The following is a 19,947-nucleotide window of genomic DNA, read 5'->3' as shown; positions in this document are numbered from 1 at the left end:
GGAAACCTACCGGTCGGCATGATCTAAAAGTTCGCTTTCCGTGGAACCAACGGTTCCGCGGAGTAGAATGCAAGAGCAATCCAAGTGATGATGATCAAGCTAGCCGCTGCTGGAACACCCCGTGGTATTGCCAGGGCACCATAGCCCGATAAGTTGATAGGGATCCGGCGCGCGGACTTCATCAGGGCCAGCGGACAAGCGTGCCGCGAAAACAGGCCGGACAAATGACCGCTCGCAACAAGATCTGAATCACAAAAAGAAAACTCTTGCAAAACAGGGGCTGTCCACAAATGGCAATGCCAGGGCGTATTCCTAACCTTGAAGCCGAGGTAAACGACAACCCGTCTCTTTTCTGCGAGGCCATTCGCATGGCCTACAGGGGCAAAAATGAGTCCAGAGATGTGGAACCTAGCGATGAGCAGAAGACGGCCGCCGGAAACGCGAATACCTTTATTTATGCACTTTCTTCAGTACCTGGGGTCGATGAACACGGTGTCATCCAGGCCGAGAAGCTGAAGGAATGGATTATCGAGGCAAGGCGCATTAGCGAGCCGACAGGTCATCGCGCCATGCTTGACTATCAGATAGGGGAAATTCTCGCACACGCCCCTTTGGCAGAAGATGGATCATGGCCTTGTGAACCTGTGCGGGAGGCTGTCAATGATCTGTATAGCGTCGAGATTGAGCGCGGCATCACAATCGGGCGCTACAATGCTCGCGGTGCGACTTGGCGAGGTGAAGGCGGAGCGCAAGAGCGAGAGTTGGCGGATCAGTACGAGGGCTGGGCTAAAGCTTGCGAGTTCGAGCATCCACGCATGGCGAGAATTCTGCGTGAGATGGTTCGCAAGTACATCGCGGAGGCCGAGTGGCAGGACAATGAGGCAATGATCCGTAGGCGGATGCGATACTAACATCCGAACGGAAGTCTGTTCTCAAGCGCGCTTGTCAGGTGAATGGGGGCGACGAGCTTGCGATCACCAGTTTTGGATGACTTGGCGGCGCTTCTTGCGTGAGCGGAAAGGGCACTCCCTGCACCACCCTTCGCGAGCCAAAGCGGTTGAATTCAGGGAGTAATCCCGTCAAAAAAGAAGCACCAGGTGGGGGCTCGCCCGACCTGGTGCTCTAATCTGATGTCGACGGCGCGTAGCAAGAGCCAGTGGGGCCAGTTCGACTGCTCTGGAAAGGTATGTACCGCCGCGATGGCCGAGAGTCAAGTTCCATACCCGTACGATGCGGCAACGATCGCTTCACTCAAAGCGTCGCTTTCTGAGCCAAGATTTGCGACCTACCTCGCGAAAGCCCGTGGAAATGAGGCTTTCGCGTTCGCGCTATACCTTTACAACGCAAGGCTTGCGAAATCATTCCTTTTCCCGCTTAGCGTGGCGGAAGTGACCCTGCGCAATGCCGTGGACGGCGTTCTGCTGCAGCTTTTTGGGGCTGCTTGGCATCAGGATGCCAACTTTCGCGATACCGTTCTGACGCCAGAAAGCCTTAGCGCCTTGGATAAGGCAATGCAACGAGCTCGGTCAATCGAGCGCAGCAAGGTGATCGCGGAGCTCACCTTTGATTTCTGGTCAAACCTGTTTCGCAACGAATACGCAGATCTTTGGCGAACCAAGGCCAATGTCGCGTTTCCGGGTCTTGCCCACGGTGAGGGGCGGCATGAAATCCAGTCGCTTGTGAGAGAGATCAACCGCCTGAGAAACAGGGTCGCGCATCATGAGCCAATTCTGGACATGAACGTCCCTGACCTGCATTCGAAAATCATCAAACTGGTGGAGCTTCGGAGCAAAGTCACGGTCGACTGGATGCGGCATCATTCAACCGTGAGTGTCGTGATGCGAACCCGACCAAATCTGGCAGGGTCCGCACCCGTCACCTTGGCGAGTAGAGCTGATCAAAGGTTCGAAATCGTCGAACGGACTTCCACACTGGTCAGATTGGCGAGAGAAAAGGCACAAACATGCGCAGCATTCGTTTGCATCGATGAAGGCGGTGTTGCCGGTGCAATCACGCACCAGCAACTGGCTCATTATATAGCTACTAAAGCCTTGGAAATGGATGGCGTGATCGACTTAGGGGACCACACTGTCTCAGACATCCTGAATAATCCAGCAGTCGCGGATGGCTTTAGGGCAGTGCTGGCAGGATCGTCGTTCTTTGATGCCGTCAAAATACTGAAAGAACCGAAGACGCGCGTCGTCGTCGCCGTGAACCCAGATGATGGAGCGCCAGTTGGAGTGGTATTGCGGGCCCACAGGCGATACTGACTGACAAGATGGTCGAGATTTCGTGTTCCGTTGGAATTCGTCAAGGGTGTCGATCAGCGAACGACTGCTTCTGGGAAGCTGCACTGCAGCGCCGGATACGCAGCCCAAGGTCCCCTCTGTGGGCCGGAAGTGCCAACGTATCCTGGGACTGTCGAATGTCGGCTAAGCCCAAGCTGAGCAAGAAACCCGCCAGTCTGATGTCCGCGCCATTCGGCCCATTTCTTTAACCGCGGGATTTGGTTGGATAGGCATCTATTTGGCTCTGAAAATGTTGATTTTATCCAAAATAGCTAATATAGTGATTTTATCAAAACTCAATGGGAGTCTGCCATGCGTGCATTCAGCTCAACCGAACTGGCCAACAAGACCGGCGATGTTCTCGCCGCCGCCGCGCAGGAGCCCGTCGCTATTCAACGGCACGGAAAATCGCGCTTCGTAATGCTTTCAGCTGAGGAATTCGAACGCCTGCAGCAGAAGAGGGATACCAGAAAGGCTGTCCATGTATCGGAGCTGTCCGATGCCGATGCTGCTGATCTGCTTTCCACTTTGGAAGACAGCATAAAGAATGACTGATCGGCAAGGCAGTCCGAATGTCGGAGACATTTGGGAATATCCCTATCTTTGGGCCTGGCAAGCCGATCACGGTGAAACCGAAGGCCGGAAGGTCAGACCCTGTGCTCTGGCGCTCGTCAACCGCAAGCAAGACAATCTGACGGAAGTGATCCTGGTGCCGGTCACAACCAAGGAACCGGTTGCCGGATCTCACTTCGTTGAAGTGCCGCAAATCGAGAAAAAGCGCGCCGGGCTCGATGAACAATTGAGGCTTTGGGTGATCTGCGACGAGTTTAACTCTGACATGCCTGAGCGCTCATATTATTTTGAGCCGGGCGGCCGGATCGGCGCATTCAGCATCAGGTTTACCAAGCAGGTCCAGGTCGAGCTCGTGAGAGCGATCAAGGCCCGCAAGTCGGTCCGCATTTTTCGAAGATAGGCTGTCATTGCAAAATCAAATTTGACTAGCTGGACAAAAAAATTCCATAATAAACATTACGCGAAATTTGATAAGATATTGAAAATAAACATGTTTTAATTTCTTTTGGCCAGGCGAATTGCTTTTCTATTCAAAGTAGCTGCTGCCAGTTCCACCTGACTGCGCACCGCCCTGTCATGAAACGGCTCTTATGGGCTGGGACCGGACGGGCGCCTAGCGTGCTCCGTTTGATGTTAGCTGACATTCGTCAGCCCTGAATGCGTCGACACTTCCGGCCCATAGCGGACGGCCACTCGGGCAGAGCCATGCTGCAGCGCGGCTCATCAAAGTTGCCGTTTGTGTATCGCGCCGCATTGATCAATTGTAAGCGCTCATTTCTCTGCACGTCAAACCCCATGCTCTAATGGCAGCAGGACCGCAGCGTTGAATGGCACTACATCGCTCCGGGCAAACCGATGCAGACGGATGCCCCTTCTGCTCACAGGGCGGGCTTTTCCACCGCGTTACACACCAACGACAGATTGGCTCCCGGGAACGCGAATTCTCTGGGTAGGATTGGCTGTATCTTTCTGGTAAAAACAACCATAGATTGCTTATTGTTAACTTGATTGTAATCTCAGTGAATCGTTTGAGGAAAAGTCCTATGCAAGAAAACAGTTCATGCCCAATCCGTGACCCATTCCCGAAGGGATCGGTTGAACCTGACCCGAAGTCTATTAACGCGATGCTGGAATTTGCCGGCTACTACTGGTGGACGAACTACGTCTTCAATCTGTCGAACTCGGGATACTGGTTCAATGACCAGCAATGGGACCCGCGCTTGGCAAGCGTCACCCCCGAAGGGCTGAGGCTGCGCATGGCGAAGTCGCAATTGCCGAATGGACCGTTGCAATGGTCTTCTGTCGAGGTGGTGTTGTGGGGCGCGATTGCCGGCAATCCCAACAATCCGGGCAAGCCTCCAACCCGTCATTATGCGACGCCAGGGACTTACCTTGTCGCGGCGACAACGCCCAAGAGCTTCGATGACCTGTCCGTGAACTGCTGCTTTGGCGCGTTCACCTATCAGCTCGATGCCGACCCGAACATTGCCAATCCCCACCGGGAGCTGGACATGGTGGAGGTCAGCCGTTTCGGTAGGCGCGATGATCCGACCAATGCCCAGTTCACGCTGCAGCCTTGGGAAGTGCCCGGAAATGTGATGCGGTTCACGATTGCATCGGACGTTAACGCCATTACGCTGGTGATGAGGTGGTCCGCGGGCTATCCAGTTATTTTCGACCTCTATTATGGACTTTACACACTGGACACTTTGCCCCCGACGGCAAATCATGAAGTGATAACGGCTCCGGATAAAACCCAGTTCTCTCCAGGAGCCGGGTGCCAGTCCATTCACCTGAATCTTTGGCGCCAGCCACCCAATCAGGTGTATCCGGTCACCGATCAGGAAGTCACCGTCACGAATTTTCAGTTCAGGCCTGCCTAGGGCATGTGACAAAGTGGGCTCCCAAATCGGCTTAGCGGTCGTTCAAGATCGTCGCTTGGGAGGCCGCCTTTGCACGTGGCGATTTGGCGAACGCTGGATAGAATTCGATTGAGGCCTTGCTTCTATCGGAGCGAGGCAGAAAGTCCTGCCGGTTCAGGGCAGCCGCCGTTGCTTGAATTGCATGTTGCATGTTCTGCGCGCTGGCTGTGCCTGACGGGACCTGCCCTCTGGGCAAGGCGTTGTTGTCCGGAGCACACGGCTCGCCACCCATGCCCGGAGACCCTCGCCATTGCTAAAAGGCGCTGATAACCTCACGCAGAAATCTGTTATGGAGTGCCTGCATTGGGCGAGTGGAAGCCCCTGACGACCATTGAGGACAGTTCCGGCGAAAGGCGGGTAGTCATCTGCTGCAAGGATGCCCTGTACCGTCACCATGCGGAAATGTGGATGCTTGCCGCCGATGAGGACGAAGGCTGCTACGGGGACGGGTTCTGGATGGAGACGTCCGTCTCCGGCTATTTCAGCACTATAGAAGACTGCCAGAGAGAGGCGAGACTGACCGTTGACTGGCTGCGCTCGCAACCGGAATGGGAAACCTGAGTTCCAATTGAGCGGGAACTGTTTGACGGCTACTCTCTTGCAATGCGTGTTCTTTTCGTCTGCACCGCCAACAAGCTCAGAAGCCCGACAGCCGAAGCGGTGTTTCGGGAGCATCCCGGACTCGAAGTCCTGTCGCACGGAACGGACCCGGACGCGCCGACGCCGCTTACCAGGAAACTGGTGGCGAGCGCCGATCTCGTCATCGCGATGGAAACGCAGCACTGCGAGCGGATCCGGAAGAAATACAAGGAGCGTCCCGCCGACAGCCGCATCGTCACCTTGCATATTTCCGATGCTCCCGGTGCCACAGCAAACAACTTGAAAGTTTGTCGCTCGATCGTGACACGATGAACAATCACCGGACACCTGGCAGCGATCGCTGAGCATCGTCGTTCGTCGGACCGAAAGTGGCGCTCCGAAACCCTCCCTTTCTCCGCCGTCGATTCAACCAAAGGTTCATGTCCGGTTTTTCGAATTGCGGCCCGGCGACCCTTGCTGAGCTCGCGCCAAGTTCACGATTCAAGATTCGTGCGTTTGTCAATATCCTAACACCGGGTGTCTTGAGCGTTCTCGTTTCTAGTATTTATGCGCTTTTTTTACTGTTATCCCCTTTTACAGCCTTTTAACGGCTGATAAGGCCGAAAAATATAATAAAATCAGATGGGTAATGATCCATCATTTTCCACTCGCACACATTGAAAGGTGTTTTTTTGTCACCTTGAATGCTGGTTTCTCTTAAAATCTATTATTTTCCCGTACCGGCTCTTAAGTTCCAACTAAATACGGCAAAGACCAATAACGCCTTTTATTGCGTGTTTATGCAGTTTAACGAACGTAAGAGAATGAGGGCAAGATAGAGGAAGTGGTACCACTTCCTAAGGAACTTCTTGCATGTCGATGCTTCGGAACTCATTCGAATCTCTGGCTTATTCGCACAAGTGCTCAACGTTTCCGCTGATGCGCAGCGGTATTAAGGTTCTGTTGACCGCAAAAATACGAGGTGTGGAAAAGTCGCGGTGAGCAGTATTTAAAGGGATATACAAGCCCAATCATAGGCTGTAGAAATGGACCTGTTAGCGGCTCGGACGATCTTTTTTGGCGATCAGATCGTCCGAGCCTAGCGAACACCAAACCTGTTCTTTGATGCTCGCATAGGGGGTACCAACACTCACCATACCGTTTGTATTGGTCGCATTTCTAGCGTCACGCCTGCGCCTTGTCGTACGTGAATCGCGCATACAAGTGCGACCAATACAGCATCTTATCCACATTCAATAGTTAATATCAGAAGGGCGCTCTGCTTCGCGGGGCGTAGTAATCGCATGTCGTCTGAGAAATCACGACGGGCGCCGAGGGGACAATCGCGCCTTGAATTCAGGTCCAAGAAAGAAACAATCGCCGCAACCGCGAAGGAATGCCCGAACCTTTTGCAGTTGTGGAAGCGTCTCAAGGGCGAAGGTGTAGTCACCATCGGCTATTCCACTTTCTGCAATGTCTATCGCGAAGCCTTTCCCCAGGAATACGCGGCCATGCGATCCGCTCGCAAGCAGGACGAGACGGCGGCGCCCGCGCAGGCAAAGCCACAGCCACAGGCCAAGACCCGTAAGCCGCTCCCGGAAATAAACAAGTTTACCGTTCCGACCGGCTCTGACGCAGTGAGGGACCAGTGGTGAAGACCGTTCATATCGTCATGCAGGGCAAGGGCGGCGCAGGCAAAAGCTTCACGTCTTCAATGCTGGTGCAATATCTGCGTTACGCAGACCACAACGTCCAGGCCATCGACCTCGACCCGACCACGCCGACGCTTTCCGCCATCAAGGGGCTGAAAGCAGTGCCGATCCCGATTATGGACGGCGACGACATCAACCCGCGCCTTTTCGATCATCTGATGACGCGGATTTTCGAAAGCGAGGGCGACACGCACACTGTCATTGACACCGGTACGTCTTCTTTCATTGCCACGTGTTCATACCTGGCTGAAAACAATGCGTTTGAGTTGCTGCAAGGGTTTGATGTCCGGGTCTTCATTCATTGCCCGATCTGCGGCGGTGCGGCCCTGGATGACACATTCAATAGCCTGCTTGCCATTCTCGATCATTTCCCGGGCGTGCCGGTAGTCGTCTGGCTAAACGAGTTTTTCGGGCCGGTTGCCAGCGCTGGCCGAAGCTTTGAAGACAGCAAGCTCTACCAGGAAAACGCCGGACGCATTGCGGCTGTGATGTGCCACCCCAAGGTCCAGCCGGGGACTTTCGGCGAAGATATCCGGGCCATGATGGGCGCGAAGCTGACCTTCGAAGAAGCGATGCAGTCGAGCGATTTCAACGTGATGTCCCGCCAGCGGCTCAAGATCTACTGGACCAAGGCGATTGAGCGCCTGGACAGCGCGACCTTCCTTGAAACAGCACCGCAGGAGGCCGCCGAATGAGCGCCGCAGCGGCTCAGAAGGTTGACGCTGTTTCCGCCGAACAGTGGAAACAGATGACGCTCGATGAGGCCATTGAGGCAGCCCATCGGGAAACCGGGATTTCCTTCCAGAAGGACGATCCGGTGCTTGCCGTGGTCGCGATCCTGAACGCCTTCGGGGAACGTCTCAGGGCCCTCATGGAGGATGAGCGCAATCGCGTGTCGCTCCAATTCAAGAACGACGTGTCCGGGGTGAATGAAGCTATCGACCACAAGGTTGATGACGTTGCCTCGACCATCCAGAAACTTGCCGGTTCTCTCGGCAACGACAGCATCCAGACGGTGATTTCCGCCGTCGCACAACACGCCGTGGAGAGCGACAAGATACGACGCTCGATCCGCTGGAACTTCATGGCCTGCGCTGCGCTGGCCACCTTCAACTGGCTGGCAGTCGCCACCTTCTATCTCATCCTGAAATAAGAGGTTTTTGAAAATGCGCTTCCTCAAGAGACTCGGACTCCGTCCGGAGCTTCCCGCAAAGGTTTTTTCAGCGGAAACCGCAATCAATACGGTCACCGCTGCCGCGATGCTGTTCCCGGCACGCGCCATGGCGCAGGACTGGTCTGCACCGGCGACCAGCATGCTGGAATCTCTCGAAGGTGGCTTGGTCAGCATTGCAGCGCCCGTCATCGGTGTCGGCGTCATCATCTACGGCATCTGGGCCATGGTCACCGGCCGCATCGACATCATGCGGCTTGCTCAGCTCGTCGGCGCCGGCGCGCTCGTGATCTTTGGTCCGACCGCGCTTCGCGCCCTTCTCTCGGCAGCTTGAGGAGGGGCGATGCCATGAAAGCGCAAAGCCCTATCGCACTCCACATTCAGGAGCCGATGAAGATCCTCGGCATGCCTCCGCTCCATGCTGCCCTGGTGATGGTCGGCGAACTTCTGTGTGCTGCCACTGGCGGGTTTCTGGCCGGGAATGCGGCGGGCTTTGCGCTTGTCGTCCTGACGACGCCGCCAGCCATCGCGTGGATCATTCTGCTTCGCCGGCGAGAGCCGCATTGTGAATCTCTGCTGCTGCATCCGGCCACGTTCTTCCAGGCGAAGAAAGTCCGCCGCCTGATCGCTGGCTACCCGCTCAAAATCTCCAAAAAGAAGGCCGCTCAATAATGCTGCTTGGCACCTTTTTGACAGGCGCTGCCGCCCTCTGTGCGGCCAGCCTGGTCAGCTCCAAAGGCAGAAAATATCTGCTGGGAGACGTGGAACAGGACTGGCTTGCAAACGAACTGGAATTTGACCAGCTGCTGGCGGACGGCCAGACGGTTTCCCTGAAAGACGGTTCCTTTGTCCGCGTGTTCTCGCTCTCCGGATTGTCCTATGAGACCCGGAGCGTGCCTGAACAGGAAGTACTTGCCAGAGGCCGCGCCAGCACATTCAACCAATTCCTGTCTTCCGGTTCCAGTCTGCGACTGTTCGGCATTAAACGCCGGCGCGATGTCAGCTTCCGGGCGGAGTGGCCTTCTCCCACCTTGAAGGAAGTCGGTGAAGCAGAACAACGGCTTTACCAGAACGCCTATTCGCTGGTCTGGTACCTGGTTCTCACGACGAAAACGTCGGCGGAACTGGAGAAGACCTCTCGTGGCCTGATAAGCGGGTTCAAGGCTTACAGCATCCGGCCAGTCCCTGCCGCGCAGGAGCATAACCAGCCCTGTGAGCTGACCCGGGTTCTGAATTACCTGGTCTGCGGCGAGCTGAAACCTGAGATCGCGCGTCTTAGCGCCGGGATCAGCGCCAATCTGCCGGCGTCCGACATTCACGTTTCGACGGACGGCGCGATCGATACCTTCACGCCGCACAAGACGTTCAACCGCGTGATTGCGGTCCGCGGCTGGCCGGAAACGGTGTCCGGCATGCTGGTGTCCCGTCTGCTGGCCCTCAGCGGCGAGATCGAGGTGTGCCAGATTGTCAGGCCGCTCGACAACACGAAACAGATCGCGCTTTTTACCCGCCAGATCACTGAGCAGAAGCATAATTATTTCGGGACCGGCGCGGTCCTGGCCGAGCTGGAAGCGGTCAACGAAGACCTGCTCAACAATGCCCAGCAGCTGCAGGAGACCCAATTCCAGATCACGGTCCGGTCTCACAACGAGGCGGAACTCGCTTCGCTGATCGATCAAGTGACCGCCATCCTTGACAATGGACGGATCCGCTACTGCATCGAGACCATTGGCGCGGCGACGGCCTGGTTCAACCGCATGCCCGGCCGGGACAAGCTGCTGCGCCCTCTCAAGATCACCGAGAGCAATGTCGCGGCTCTGTGGCCGTTCCAGTTCTCTCCGATCGGCCTTTGGTCAAGTCCGTTCGGCGACCGGCCGGTGCGTCTGTTCAAGACGCCAACGGGCCAGAACTATGCCTTCCAGTTCCATGTGTCCGACAAACCGCAGTCGCCCGGCAACTATCTGATGTTTGCTCCGACCGGTGGCGGCAAGTCCACCTTGCTCCTTCATTTGCTTGGCGGTCTCGCGAAGTTCCAGGGCGTGCGCAACTACGTCTTCGATTCCAAGGAGGGTGCGCGCTTCATGATCGAAGCCTTTGGCGGCACCTATCAGGGCTATCAGGACTTAGCTCTCAATCCTCTCGATATCGATCTGGACGACAAGTCTGCCCGACACCGGGTGCGGTTGATCCTGCAGGCGATGCTTGGCGAGAGTTTTGATGACAGCATGGATGACGATCTGCATGCCGCGCTCGACATGGCGGGTGAACTGGAGCCGGGCCTCAGAACGCTCAACAACATCTATGGGGCAGCCTTTCCGGCGCAGTCGCTGATCCGCAAGCTCTTTTCCAAATGGGTTTCCACCGACGAAGGCGCTGACGGTCAGTTTTCTCACGTTTTCAACGCGCCGCGCGACCGGATCAGTGGTTTTCTGGAACAGTCTTTCCTGGTCGGCATCAACATGAACGAAGCGCTGAAGGATCCCGTGTTGGGCCCGCCGGTGGTCGCGCATATCTCCGGGGCAATTTCGGCAGCTGCCAAGAGGGGCCAGGGCGGATTCTCGATCTTCATTGATGAAGCGGCCAATCTTCTGCGCAACAACGGATTCCGGGACGTCGTTCAGGAGATGTTTCGTGAATACCGGAAGCTGAACGGGCTTGTCGGCCTTGCATTTCAGGAACCGAGTTCACTGCTCGAGTTCGATGGCGCTTCGGCGATGATCGAAAACGCGCAGACCCTGCTCTTCCTGCCGAACTCGCAGACCAAGGTCCAGAACCTTGAGCCCTTCAACCTCTCTCCCGAGCAGATCGCGTTCATCAAGGGCGAAGGCGACATGAAGGGTGGCCGGCAGGTGCTCGTGGTGAAGCGCTTCGAGGCCAACAACGTCAACGAAAGCACGATCCTGGACGTGGACCTGTCAGGCCTCGGAGACGCCTTGCGTTTCTACCGGGCCGGCGACGAACCCATGGGGATTATCCATCAACTCAAAGATCAATGGGGTGAGCAATGGCTCGCAAAACTCTGATTTCCGCTCTGGCCGGGCTTCTGCTGGCCTCTTCCATCGTTGAGCCGGCGCACGCGGCCATGGCCGTCATCGACGTCAAGGGCATTGGCGAGATGCAGAAGCAACTCGCCAACATGAAGGAACAGCTGGGCACTTTGAAAAGCCAGCTGGATACGGCCAAGGAAAGCCTGTCTGTCGTTACCGACCAGTTGAAGGTGGTGCAGGATGTAAAGGGCATTGCCGACGAAACCCTGTCGTCCATAGGCGAGCTCGGCAATCTCTCCATTCCGTCCCTGAACTTCCAGTCGCTGGCGTCCAGTGTTTCCGGGGACATGGCCTGCCTCATTCCCGATTACAAGCAGCTGATGCCGTCGATCAAGATGGATGACGTGGACTTCGGCTCGATCTGCGAGCGGGGCAATGCCTACAAGTCCGGCCTGGTCGCCACTCCGCAATCGCTCACTGAGGGAACATGGGAAGAAAAGGCCAATGTTCAAAAATCGGTTCATGAGAACCGGATTGCGACGATTACGGATGCTACCGTCAAAGGGCTGGCGCAGTCCGACGAGGCTCATGAGACAGCCGTCAAAACTCTTGAGACTGCTCAGGAATACAAGAGCGCTGGTGAAGGTGCGCAGACGGTCAATGCGCGCCTGCAGGTCTTGATCGAGCTTGAAGTCGCGCAGCTCGTTGCCACGGCACAAACCAATCAGATCCTCGCTCAGATGCTGAAGATCCAGGCATCCGACGCCCTCAACAACGGGGTTCCCGTGATGAGCGAGATCGCCGAAGAGCGCAAATACAATGAAGAGGGAGCCGAATAGCCATGGCAGCTTCCTCCTGCAATATCTGCGAGATTTTCTCTGCGTATCAGGCCCATGCCGATACCACCCTCGGATCCCTCGTTAATGCGGTCCATGGTCCGTTTCAGGCGATCATCTTGAGCCTTGTTGGCGGATGGATCCTCTGGGCTGGCATGCAGGTCTTTCTGGGGACGCTCGACTTCGCGGGCGCGCTCAAACAAGCCATCTTCATGGTGCTCGGATTTGGGGTCTACAAGGGTGTCGATGGTGGCTTGATCAGTGATGTGTTCGACGCGTGCGTCAATGTCATGGGCGGACTTTCCAGCACCATGATGGATGGCGGTGGTGCCGGTCTCAGTGGGCTCGATGCACTGCTGCTGGCCGTTGAGACCGGCATCGGCGGTGTCTTCAACATTGCCACCACAATCATGGGATCGGGAAGCTGGGGCAAGCAAATCGTAAATACGTTTTACGGCGTGGCGCTTCTGCTGCCGTACGTCATTCTGCTGGTTCTGTTTCTCGCGCACACATCGGTCTCCCTTTTCCGCCTCACACTCATCCTGGGCGTCTCGCCATTTCTCATTGGCATGGCTGCGTTCCCGTTCGGTCGCAATCTGATTGGTGCCGGCGTGCGGACAATCATCGGCTCCATCGTCACCATGCTCTGCGTGACAATGGTTTTTTCGCTGGTCATCGCCAGTGTCAAAGGTCTTGGCGTCACCGCTGACGCGGAGGTGGACCCAGAGACTTACATCGACCTGACCAGCGGCAAATTCCTGCTCGCCATGATCATGGGCTGGCTTGGGGCTGCACTGATTTCCGAAGCGGTGAATATCGCCGGTCAGGTGTCCAGTTCGGTGCTGGGAACCGTGTCTGCCGGGATCATGTCGGCCGGGGCCATGCGCGGCGCGGCCTCAGGCGCATCTATGGCAACGGCAGGCGCTCGTTGGGCGGCCCCTCACGCTGCGGATATGGCCGGTAAAGCGTTTTCGGGAATGCGTTCCAAACGATTTTTGCGGCCTGGCGGCATCATCGATTCCGGCAGCTCCTAAGCACCGCCCTCACCTCTCTCTCCCAGATAAACGGTTCATCTCTCATGAAACACCTCAGACTCGCCCTGTGCCTCGGATTCCTCGTCTCTGGCTGTGCCCAAGTGGAAATGCCGATTGAACCGGACGGCATCGACAAGATGCGCAAGTCGCCTTGCGCCTGCGCGGAAATCGAATTCGAGCCCGGTTCCTTCGAGTGGGTGGAGGCCGCCTGATGGCTTTCATTTCTCTTTCCAGGTCGAGTTCGGCGACGGTTCCGGAGGTCAAGCCGGAGCCAAAGCACGCCAACATCCTGCAGGCCGATCCGTTTGCCTACAAAACAGCCCACCGGCGTATGGCCTGGCTGTTGCGCCTGTCGGTTGGAACGAATGTCGCGCTGGCAATCTGTGTGGTTGCAAGCATTCAGGCCCTTGTGTCGCTGGTCCCGCTCAAGGAAACGGAAATCGCGCTCCTGCGTGCGGATCCGAGCGATGACCGGATCTACCGTGTCGAGCCGATCTCCGTGGAGGTCGATGGCTTCGAGCTGATGCTTGAAAAGCTTGCCCGGCGCTATGTGCACCAGATCCTCACGATTGACGACACCACCCAGAACACCCGCTTTAGGGAAGTCCGCACGTACTCCGATCCGGACTTCTTCAATGACTATGTGAAGACCAACAAAACGGTCATCGAAGAAGCGATCAAAGACGGCCTCAACCGCTCGATCACGATCAAGGGCGCCTATCAGGTCGATGCCTATGACGGCGTCTATCTCTATGTCGTCGAGTTTCTTCAGACAGACAGGATCGGCCGCGAACAGCCCAAGCGCCGGCATCTTCGCGCCTTCCTGGAAATGACCCCCCGCCCCCATGACGTGACTGCCGCCGAGCGGTTCGAGAACCCGCTTGGCATCCGCGTCCTCGGTATGTCCATCAAGGAGCAAGCTTCCAAATGATTTTCCGGTTTTCTGTTCTTTTCCTCGTCGTCACCTTGGCGAGCACCGCCCACGCGCAAACGCCTCTCGGACAAGGCCCGGCAACGCCCGGCAGCGCGGCCACGCCCACAACCCCGACGCAGCGGGTTGCGGCAGCCAACTCGGTTGTCAACGCAACGCTTCCTGTCGGTTCCGTGCCGCAGGCCCAGGCCCAGGCGGCCGGAAACTTCGGGCCCCTCGCCCGCCCAGAAAGCATCGGCGGCCAGATTCAGGAAGCCTGGTCGCGTCCGGGCAAGAAACAAGGCATTCACGTCCAGAATTTCTGTGGCGACTGCGTCTACAAGGTCCGCCTGCGGCAATACATGGTCAGCGCCATTCAGTTGCCCAAGGGCGTCAAGATCAAGTCGGCCGATCTGGGTGACGCCTCCCGCTTCGAGGTCAAGAAGCGCTCGGACAATACTCTGGCGGTGAAGCCGACCGGGGCCGGTGTCGATAGTTCGATGCTGGTCTACACCGAAGACGGCGACGTGTATTCCTTCTACCTGCGCGCCGAAGGCATCAACTCGAAGTCCGTCCCCGATGTGTCTTTCCGGATCATTGGTCCGCAGAGCGCGGGCATGTCCTTTGTGGAGTTCGACGCCAGGGGCAACCCCTTGCCGAATGGTAACGCCGCCGTTGCGACCCATGGATCCAGGGACTTCCTGAAGACAGAAAAATTCGATCCGGGCGCGCTGCGCGGATGGAACCAGTACAAGCTCTGGGGCGACAAGAAGCTGCGTCCCGAGCAGGTCTTCCGGGATGATCACTTCACCTACATCCAGTTCGGCGACAAGTGGAACGATCTAGAATTGCCGACCGCCTATGTGGTGGTCGACGGCATTGACGAGCTGGTCAATACCCGCGTCCAGGGCACCACCTTTATTGTCGAAAGCACTCACCGCCTGATCACCCTCAAGTCCGGCCAGTCCTTCATGTGCATCCAGTACAAGGGAGGCAAGTGAGCATGGCTGTCTGCGAGATCCTTTTGGCGCTCGGCCTGACTTTCGGCGGTGCCTGTGGGCCGGAGCCTGTTCATCCTCGCGGTTTGCCCGCCAGTGATCCGGCAGTCTTCTCTTACGAAAAGCCCGCGCCGCCGAAACCGCCAGTTCAGGCGAAGGTGGTCACCATGCCCCCGGTGATCATCGAAAAAGAGGTCATTCGGGAAGTCGAAAAACCTGTTGTCGAGACCAAAGAAGTCGTCCGGACACAGACGGTCACCAAATACATCGAGCCGCCGAAGGCGGTGCCGCGTCAGCCGACCGAATACGAGCTGATGCTGCAAACGGCTCTCAGAGAGCGGGCAGCTCAGCAGTCGCAGCTTGCGGGCGCGGATATCACCGGGGACTTTTCCGACGCCGGTAACCGCCCTGCCCCGATGAATGCCAATCTGCCCGGGTTCCCACCGCCTGAGGGCATTGATCCCGAGAATGACCGCTATTCGGCGCCGCCGCGCTATTCGACCGGCGCAGTCGACAACACCCGCATTCTGACGGCTGACCGCTACATCACCGGCATCCTGGAAAGCGGCATCAACAGCCAGCTTGCCGACAATGGTTCCGTTGTCGTTCAGGTGAGCCGGGACGTCTACGGCTATCACGGTCGGACCAAGCTCGTGCCGAAGGGCTCGCGGATGATCTGCGAATATTCCTCGGTCGATAAGGTTGGTCAGACCCGTGTCGGGTTCTCGTGCAGCCGCATCCTGCTCGGCGAAAGTCGCGCGGAAATCTATCAGCTCAAAGCCCATATTGGCGATGCGCAAGGCTATGCTGGCCTGTCCGGTGAAGTGAACTCCCGTTTTTGGGAGAAATACGGCTCCGCCATCCTGACCACCGGCATCGGCACCGCCGTCGAGGCTGCCGTCTCAGGCTCCCAGCAAATCGATTCCTCGAATTCCAATGTTGTCGCCAATGGCCTGTCCGGTGCCAGCGAGAACATTGGAACCATCACTGCTGCCCTCCTGGAGGACACAGTGGATCTCAAACCAGTCATCCGGATAGCCCAGGGCACCCGCGTACAGGTGCGCCCGAAGTTTGACTGGTACCTCGCCGACCCTCCCCAAAACTAAGGAGATTGGAATGCGATACACTCAAATAGTGTCTTGCGGCCTTATGGCGCTCGTCCTGGCGTCATCTACCGCACTTACCCAGGCACAGACAGTGCCGGCTGTTTCCCCTGTCTCGGTCCAGACATCGGGAACCGCAGAAGGGGAGGTTCTGATCAAAGAGAACCTCTTTACCGTGTCGCCTGCTCTGGAAACGGAATTGTCGTCCGACAACGCCGTGCCGGTCCAGCTGCAGTTCAATGCGCAGCCGAATACGGCAGAGGCGGTCGATATCAGCGGCATCACCGCCGAAGGCTTCACCCGCAAAGTCAGCGTCAATGGCGAGGAAATCGCCCAGGTGGTTGTCACCAGGCTCAAGAAAGACACGGATTTTGTCGATCTGGAGGCCGACAACTTCACAAGTCAGTTTGGTGTTGAAAGCAATCGCCTTCTGCCGACGACTGCGATTTCCGTCAACGGCGACGAGGCCGAGTTCGTTCAGGCGGTTGCCCGCCTGTCCGGCACCGAAGAAACCCAGGAGCCGGAAGAAGAGCTTGAAGACAAGCAAGATACCGCAAGCGAGGACACCAGCGTTGACGAGGCCGGCGGCAGTGAGAATCCGATCGCGGAAGGTTACGAGACGCCTGAACGGCTCGCCCAGGAGGAGGATGAGGAAGAAGAGCGTGATCCGAACATGACGATAAACGTCTCGACGGATGGCTGTGAGCCGGAGATCGATCTTGCAAACGGTATCGTGCGCCAGACCGCCAAGACGGAAACGCTCGAGGACGGTATTGTTACGGAGACGGAGGCTTGCTCGCCAAACGGCGTTGTCTGGAACATCCAGCGCAATTACGAGGCATGCGAGGATCTGGTGGACGAGGCCGCACTTATCGCCCGGCCACAATACACTTCCTTCTACAACGACGATCGCGGTGCGCGCTTCGACCTGGCCGCCTGCCAGCCGGACCAGTCGATCTCCTTTGCCATTTCGGAATCAAGTCACGAGTGCAAACCCGATGTCGATATTGAGGGCGAGCGCGTCACACTTCTGTCCCGCCTGACCTATCGGGACCGGACGGGCAAGGACGTTGCTGTCAGCGAGTGCGTGCCCTCGGAGTTGGTGTTCGAGATGGAGCGGGAATACGGCTCCTGTTCGGATGCGGTCGATCTGGAAGCGGGCATCGCACAGCCGCAATACACGCTTTCCTATATCGACGAGAAGGCAAGCCGGCAGAAGGTCAGCGAATGCATGCCTGACGAAGAACAGGCGTTCAAGATCGAGGAAAAGCAGAACTGCACGTTCGATTTCGACCTCGACAATGGCAGGGCCATCGTCAACACCTCGCTTCTCTACACCAACGATGACGGGGTTGAAGTCAGCGTGCGCGAATGCGCGCCGTCCGAGACCATTGAACCGATCCAGATGAGAGCCGAGCCGAATGGCTGTTCCATGCAGCATGATTTTGGTGCCGGCGTTTCAACTGAAATGGCGATGTGGACTTATGAGCACGAGGGACAGCTCTTCCAGGCGTCTCCTTGTATCACCACGGATACCGTCTACACGCACGAGCGGGTGTTCGATAAAAACGGCATCGATGTTTGTTCTCCGATTGTCGATCTGGCGAACGGCCAAGCCGTGAGACAGTACCGCACGGAGATCAACGTCAATGGCGGGTCGGAAATTATCGCGGGCTGCCAGCCGGACGAAGCCAACATGATTGGCATCTATTCGACCGTTAACGGCTGCGACGATCCCGCATCGTTCGATCACGATCTTGCCGCCGGCGTCTCCTATGGTCTGGAGCGCTACTACTATGATGTTGCGGGCCGGGAAAGAACCTATGTGACCGCTTGCCAAAAGAACGATCAAACGTTCACGCACTCGGTCAGTCCGAACGGCTGGAAATACAATGACTCCGAACTTCGCGCGCAGCAGCTCGTGGACGTTTCGATCAATGTGAACGGCAAGACCTTCGCAATCGCAACGTCCTACCTGCAGCCGGGCACATCGGCGGTTGGCTATTCCTTCGTCGAAAACCAGGACACGCCGGACTACTCGGCTAAGTATTACAACGGTTGCACTGAGATGGTGCCGACCAAGCGCAGCAAGATCTACACCCGTCCGGACGGATCGAGCTATTCAAAACCTTCAGGAAGCGGAGCGACCATCAACAACGGGGACAAATGCACCCGGACGGTCCAGACCCGCAAACTGAACAATATGAAAATCAACCTTTCGGTGAAGGGCTACTCGGCCACCGTCAGGGACGGCTCGGGAAAGACATTCGCCGTCAGCAACGGCTGCGGCAGCGGAGGGAAAACCTACTCCGGAAAAGGCCCCTACTCTCTGGTTGGCCAGAGCGGCCCGGCGGCCGGCTGTAACCACCCGTCCAACAAGGTCATCTACTACCACCAGCACGACGAGCGAACCAAGGTCACCTATCCAACCGGTAGTGTGAGCTACTCGTCCTGGAAGACGGTCAGCTGGAGCACCACCGTTACCGGCAGCTAGCGCGCGTCTCTCCCGGCGGGGCCCCAAGCAGCGGGCCCCGCCTTTTCCCCCTCGCCTATCGTTTTGAGGTTTTGTGGCATCATGTCCAATGTCCTTCTTGAAAAAATTCTCGAACCCTTGTCCCGGCATTACGCCGCTTCACAGGTTGTCGAAATCCGGACCAAGGAACCGGGCAAGCTGATCGTGGAGCGCCGCGATCTGGAAAACCGCATCGTGGAAGTCGAAGAGCCGGCTTTGACCCTTCATCGGGTCAAGACCATCTGCCGGGCGCTGGCGAACATGAAGGGGTTGGAATTCGACCCATCCGCCAAGCCGCAGCTTTCCACGGTCCTTCCGGGCGGTCATCGTTTTGAATGCCTGCTCGGCAATTCCGTTGTGTCCGGCCTGTCGCTGGCGATCCGCTGCAAACATCCTCACAAGATCACCCTTGAGGACATGGGCCTTACCGCCGACATGATCGACTACCTGAAATCGGCTCTCGATCAACAGCGCAATATCGCGATTTCCGGCTCGACCAACACTGGCAAGACGACGCTGTTGAACAATCTGCTTTCCTATCTGCCGGATGACAGGCGCGTGGTCAGCGCGGAGGATACGCCCGAGCTCGAGGTTGGCCGGTTCTTTAACGGCGTTTCGCTGCTGGCCGCTCGTGACACCGCGCAAGGCTCAGGCCTCAGGACCTGGCAGCAGCTTTACGATCACAAGATGCGTATCTCTCCGGACAATATTCTCTTCGGAGAAATCTCGACCCAGAACGCCTTTGCAGCTCTCAATGTTCTTAATACCGGCGCCCGGGGCTGGATGTGCACGGTGCATGCGGAAAGTGCCGAACTTGTTCCCGCCAGGTTCCAGGAGAACATCAATGCTGCCGGTCAGACCTTGCCGGATGCGGAAGGGTTTATGCGCCGACTTGTCGATCTGGTGGTGCACATTAAACGCGATCCGAGAGGCGAGCGATTTATCTCCGATATCTACGAAATGAAAAACAATCGTTATGTGCTGCGTGACAGGGAGGTTGTTCAGTGATGACGTCCACCCCGAAGCACAGTGCCGCGTTGCGGGATTTGGCTGCCAGCATCTTTAAAGAAAAAACGGCACGGGACCTGATCAAGGAAGATGTCGAAGGCGAAGTCGCCGAGCATACGCCAACTCATGCGCAAGAGCCGTCGCAGCCGGCCGAACCGCCCACAGAGTAAAGTCCATGCATATCATGCGGGCCTTCGCCGTTCTGGCCTGTGCCGCACTTGTTGGCGTGACGCTGACAGGGTGGCACTACACGCTCGGCTTCAATCCCTTGCAAGCTGCCTGGTGGCAATGGTTGCTGGATTTCTGGCGGCAGG

At 57.1% G+C, this 19,947-nt stretch carries 22 protein-coding genes; all 22 read left to right on the top strand.

Annotated elements, in window-relative coordinates; genetic code table 11:
- The first annotated feature begins 290 nt into the window (after positions 1–290).
- On the top strand, positions 291–911 hold the full coding sequence (locus OA90_RS26320; protein WP_068419864.1) for a hypothetical protein: 621 nt from the start codon (positions 291–293) through the stop codon (positions 909–911).
- 219 nt (positions 912–1,130) lie between these two features.
- Positions 1,131–2,270: a hypothetical protein gene (locus OA90_RS26315; RefSeq protein WP_156510676.1), complete on the top strand. Its 1,140-nt coding sequence runs from the start codon at positions 1,131–1,133 to the stop codon at positions 2,268–2,270.
- Between the two features lie 330 nt (positions 2,271–2,600).
- Positions 2,601–2,843: a type II toxin-antitoxin system Phd/YefM family antitoxin gene (locus tag OA90_RS26310; RefSeq protein WP_068419856.1), complete on the top strand. Its 243-nt coding sequence runs from the start codon at positions 2,601–2,603 to the stop codon at positions 2,841–2,843.
- Positions 2,836–3,261, top strand: a complete 426-nt coding sequence (locus OA90_RS26305; RefSeq protein WP_068419854.1) for a hypothetical protein — start codon at positions 2,836–2,838, stop codon at positions 3,259–3,261. Before OA90_RS26310 ends, OA90_RS26305 begins: the two co-directional genes overlap by 8 nt.
- Positions 3,262–3,985: 724 nt before the next feature.
- Positions 3,986–4,744: a hypothetical protein gene (locus tag OA90_RS26300; RefSeq protein ID WP_068419850.1), complete on the top strand. Its 759-nt coding sequence runs from the start codon at positions 3,986–3,988 to the stop codon at positions 4,742–4,744.
- A gap of 342 nt (positions 4,745–5,086) precedes the next feature.
- On the top strand, positions 5,087–5,344 hold the full coding sequence (locus OA90_RS26295) for a hypothetical protein (RefSeq protein ID WP_068419848.1): 258 nt from the start codon (positions 5,087–5,089) through the stop codon (positions 5,342–5,344).
- Between the two features lie 42 nt (positions 5,345–5,386).
- Complete coding sequence (locus tag OA90_RS26290) at positions 5,387–5,695, top strand: hypothetical protein (protein WP_068419846.1); 309 nt, start codon at positions 5,387–5,389, stop codon at positions 5,693–5,695.
- Positions 5,696–6,666: 971 nt separating this feature from the next.
- On the top strand, positions 6,667–7,017 hold the full coding sequence (locus OA90_RS26285) for a hypothetical protein (RefSeq protein ID WP_068419844.1): 351 nt from the start codon (positions 6,667–6,669) through the stop codon (positions 7,015–7,017).
- Positions 7,011–7,769 (top strand): hypothetical protein, encoded by a 759-nt coding sequence (locus OA90_RS26280; RefSeq protein WP_082837294.1) that lies wholly within the window; start codon positions 7,011–7,013, stop codon positions 7,767–7,769. The genes OA90_RS26285 and OA90_RS26280 overlap by 7 nt, the downstream gene beginning before the upstream one ends.
- The gene (locus tag OA90_RS26275; protein ID WP_068419842.1) at positions 7,766–8,227 is read left to right on the top strand and encodes a hypothetical protein; all 462 of its coding nucleotides are present in this window, start codon (positions 7,766–7,768) and stop codon (positions 8,225–8,227) included. Before OA90_RS26280 ends, OA90_RS26275 begins: the two co-directional genes overlap by 4 nt.
- Before the next feature lie 13 nt (positions 8,228–8,240).
- Positions 8,241–8,579 (top strand): TrbC/VirB2 family protein, encoded by a 339-nt coding sequence (locus tag OA90_RS26270; RefSeq protein ID WP_068419840.1) that lies wholly within the window; start codon positions 8,241–8,243, stop codon positions 8,577–8,579.
- A gap of 14 nt (positions 8,580–8,593) precedes the next feature.
- A complete protein-coding gene (locus tag OA90_RS26265; protein ID WP_068419838.1) occupies positions 8,594–8,917 on the top strand; it encodes a hypothetical protein in 324 nt (107 codons plus the stop codon).
- A complete protein-coding gene (locus tag OA90_RS26260; protein ID WP_068419836.1) occupies positions 8,917–11,268 on the top strand; it encodes a VirB4 family type IV secretion system protein in 2,352 nt (783 codons plus the stop codon). The genes OA90_RS26265 and OA90_RS26260 overlap by 1 nt, the downstream gene beginning before the upstream one ends.
- Positions 11,250–12,071, top strand: a complete 822-nt coding sequence (locus OA90_RS26255; RefSeq protein ID WP_068419834.1) for a hypothetical protein — start codon at positions 11,250–11,252, stop codon at positions 12,069–12,071. The genes OA90_RS26260 and OA90_RS26255 overlap by 19 nt, the downstream gene beginning before the upstream one ends.
- Before the next feature lie 2 nt (positions 12,072–12,073).
- The gene (locus OA90_RS26250; RefSeq protein WP_068419832.1) at positions 12,074–13,102 is read left to right on the top strand and encodes a type IV secretion system protein; all 1,029 of its coding nucleotides are present in this window, start codon (positions 12,074–12,076) and stop codon (positions 13,100–13,102) included.
- 44 nt (positions 13,103–13,146) lie between these two features.
- The gene (locus OA90_RS28800; protein WP_156510675.1) at positions 13,147–13,314 is read left to right on the top strand and encodes a hypothetical protein; all 168 of its coding nucleotides are present in this window, start codon (positions 13,147–13,149) and stop codon (positions 13,312–13,314) included.
- Complete coding sequence (locus OA90_RS26245) at positions 13,314–14,033, top strand: VirB8/TrbF family protein (RefSeq protein WP_068419830.1); 720 nt, start codon at positions 13,314–13,316, stop codon at positions 14,031–14,033. Before OA90_RS28800 ends, OA90_RS26245 begins: the two co-directional genes overlap by 1 nt.
- Complete coding sequence (locus OA90_RS26240; RefSeq protein ID WP_068419828.1) at positions 14,030–15,013, top strand: TrbG/VirB9 family P-type conjugative transfer protein; 984 nt, start codon at positions 14,030–14,032, stop codon at positions 15,011–15,013. The genes OA90_RS26245 and OA90_RS26240 overlap by 4 nt, the downstream gene beginning before the upstream one ends.
- A 2-nt stretch (positions 15,014–15,015) precedes the next feature.
- The gene (locus tag OA90_RS26235) at positions 15,016–16,116 is read left to right on the top strand and encodes a TrbI/VirB10 family protein (RefSeq protein WP_068419826.1); all 1,101 of its coding nucleotides are present in this window, start codon (positions 15,016–15,018) and stop codon (positions 16,114–16,116) included.
- Between the two features lie 10 nt (positions 16,117–16,126).
- Positions 16,127–18,607, top strand: coding sequence for a hypothetical protein (locus OA90_RS26230; protein ID WP_156510674.1), 2,481 nt, complete (start codon positions 16,127–16,129; stop codon positions 18,605–18,607).
- Positions 18,608–18,688: 81 nt separating this feature from the next.
- Positions 18,689–19,633, top strand: a complete 945-nt coding sequence (locus tag OA90_RS26225; RefSeq protein ID WP_068419822.1) for a CpaF/VirB11 family protein — start codon at positions 18,689–18,691, stop codon at positions 19,631–19,633.
- Positions 19,633–19,803 carry a hypothetical protein gene (locus OA90_RS28795; protein WP_156510673.1) on the top strand — a complete coding sequence of 57 codons (171 nt, stop codon included), beginning with the start codon at positions 19,633–19,635 and terminating at the stop codon, positions 19,801–19,803. The genes OA90_RS26225 and OA90_RS28795 overlap by 1 nt, the downstream gene beginning before the upstream one ends.
- Positions 19,804–19,947: the final 144 nt, after the last annotated feature.

The organism is Labrenzia sp. OB1 (genome assembly GCF_001624695.1).
GTDB lineage: Bacteria > Pseudomonadota > Alphaproteobacteria > Rhizobiales > Stappiaceae > Roseibium.
This window is presented reverse-complemented; position numbering and strand designations above follow the sequence as displayed.

Excerpts from the sequence above, each read along its gene's own strand:
- OA90_RS26320 (WP_068419864.1), top strand. The coding sequence starts at position 291 with ATGGCAATGCCAGGGCGTATTCCTAACCTTGAAGCCGAGGTAAACGAC.
- OA90_RS26315 (WP_156510676.1), top strand. The coding sequence starts at position 1,131 with ATGTCGACGGCGCGTAGCAAGAGCCAGTGGGGCCAGTTCGACTGCTCT.
- OA90_RS26310 (WP_068419856.1), top strand. The coding sequence starts at position 2,601 with ATGCGTGCATTCAGCTCAACCGAACTGGCCAACAAGACCGGCGATGTT.
- OA90_RS26305 (WP_068419854.1), top strand. The coding sequence starts at position 2,836 with ATGACTGATCGGCAAGGCAGTCCGAATGTCGGAGACATTTGGGAATAT.
- OA90_RS26300 (WP_068419850.1), top strand. The coding sequence starts at position 3,986 with ATGCTGGAATTTGCCGGCTACTACTGGTGGACGAACTACGTCTTCAAT.
- OA90_RS26290 (WP_068419846.1), top strand. The coding sequence starts at position 5,387 with ATGCGTGTTCTTTTCGTCTGCACCGCCAACAAGCTCAGAAGCCCGACA.
- OA90_RS26285 (WP_068419844.1), top strand. The coding sequence starts at position 6,667 with ATGTCGTCTGAGAAATCACGACGGGCGCCGAGGGGACAATCGCGCCTT.
- OA90_RS26275 (WP_068419842.1), top strand. The coding sequence starts at position 7,766 with ATGAGCGCCGCAGCGGCTCAGAAGGTTGACGCTGTTTCCGCCGAACAG.
- OA90_RS26270 (WP_068419840.1), top strand. The coding sequence starts at position 8,241 with ATGCGCTTCCTCAAGAGACTCGGACTCCGTCCGGAGCTTCCCGCAAAG.
- OA90_RS26265 (WP_068419838.1), top strand. The coding sequence starts at position 8,594 with ATGAAAGCGCAAAGCCCTATCGCACTCCACATTCAGGAGCCGATGAAG.
- OA90_RS26260 (WP_068419836.1), top strand. The coding sequence starts at position 8,917 with ATGCTGCTTGGCACCTTTTTGACAGGCGCTGCCGCCCTCTGTGCGGCC.
- OA90_RS26255 (WP_068419834.1), top strand. The coding sequence starts at position 11,250 with ATGGCTCGCAAAACTCTGATTTCCGCTCTGGCCGGGCTTCTGCTGGCC.
- OA90_RS26250 (WP_068419832.1), top strand. The coding sequence starts at position 12,074 with ATGGCAGCTTCCTCCTGCAATATCTGCGAGATTTTCTCTGCGTATCAG.
- OA90_RS28800 (WP_156510675.1), top strand. The coding sequence starts at position 13,147 with ATGAAACACCTCAGACTCGCCCTGTGCCTCGGATTCCTCGTCTCTGGC.
- OA90_RS26245 (WP_068419830.1), top strand. The coding sequence starts at position 13,314 with ATGGCTTTCATTTCTCTTTCCAGGTCGAGTTCGGCGACGGTTCCGGAG.
- OA90_RS26240 (WP_068419828.1), top strand. The coding sequence starts at position 14,030 with ATGATTTTCCGGTTTTCTGTTCTTTTCCTCGTCGTCACCTTGGCGAGC.
- OA90_RS26235 (WP_068419826.1), top strand. The coding sequence starts at position 15,016 with ATGGCTGTCTGCGAGATCCTTTTGGCGCTCGGCCTGACTTTCGGCGGT.
- OA90_RS26230 (WP_156510674.1), top strand. The coding sequence starts at position 16,127 with ATGCGATACACTCAAATAGTGTCTTGCGGCCTTATGGCGCTCGTCCTG.
- OA90_RS26225 (WP_068419822.1), top strand. The coding sequence starts at position 18,689 with ATGTCCAATGTCCTTCTTGAAAAAATTCTCGAACCCTTGTCCCGGCAT.
- OA90_RS28795 (WP_156510673.1), top strand. The coding sequence starts at position 19,633 with ATGACGTCCACCCCGAAGCACAGTGCCGCGTTGCGGGATTTGGCTGCC.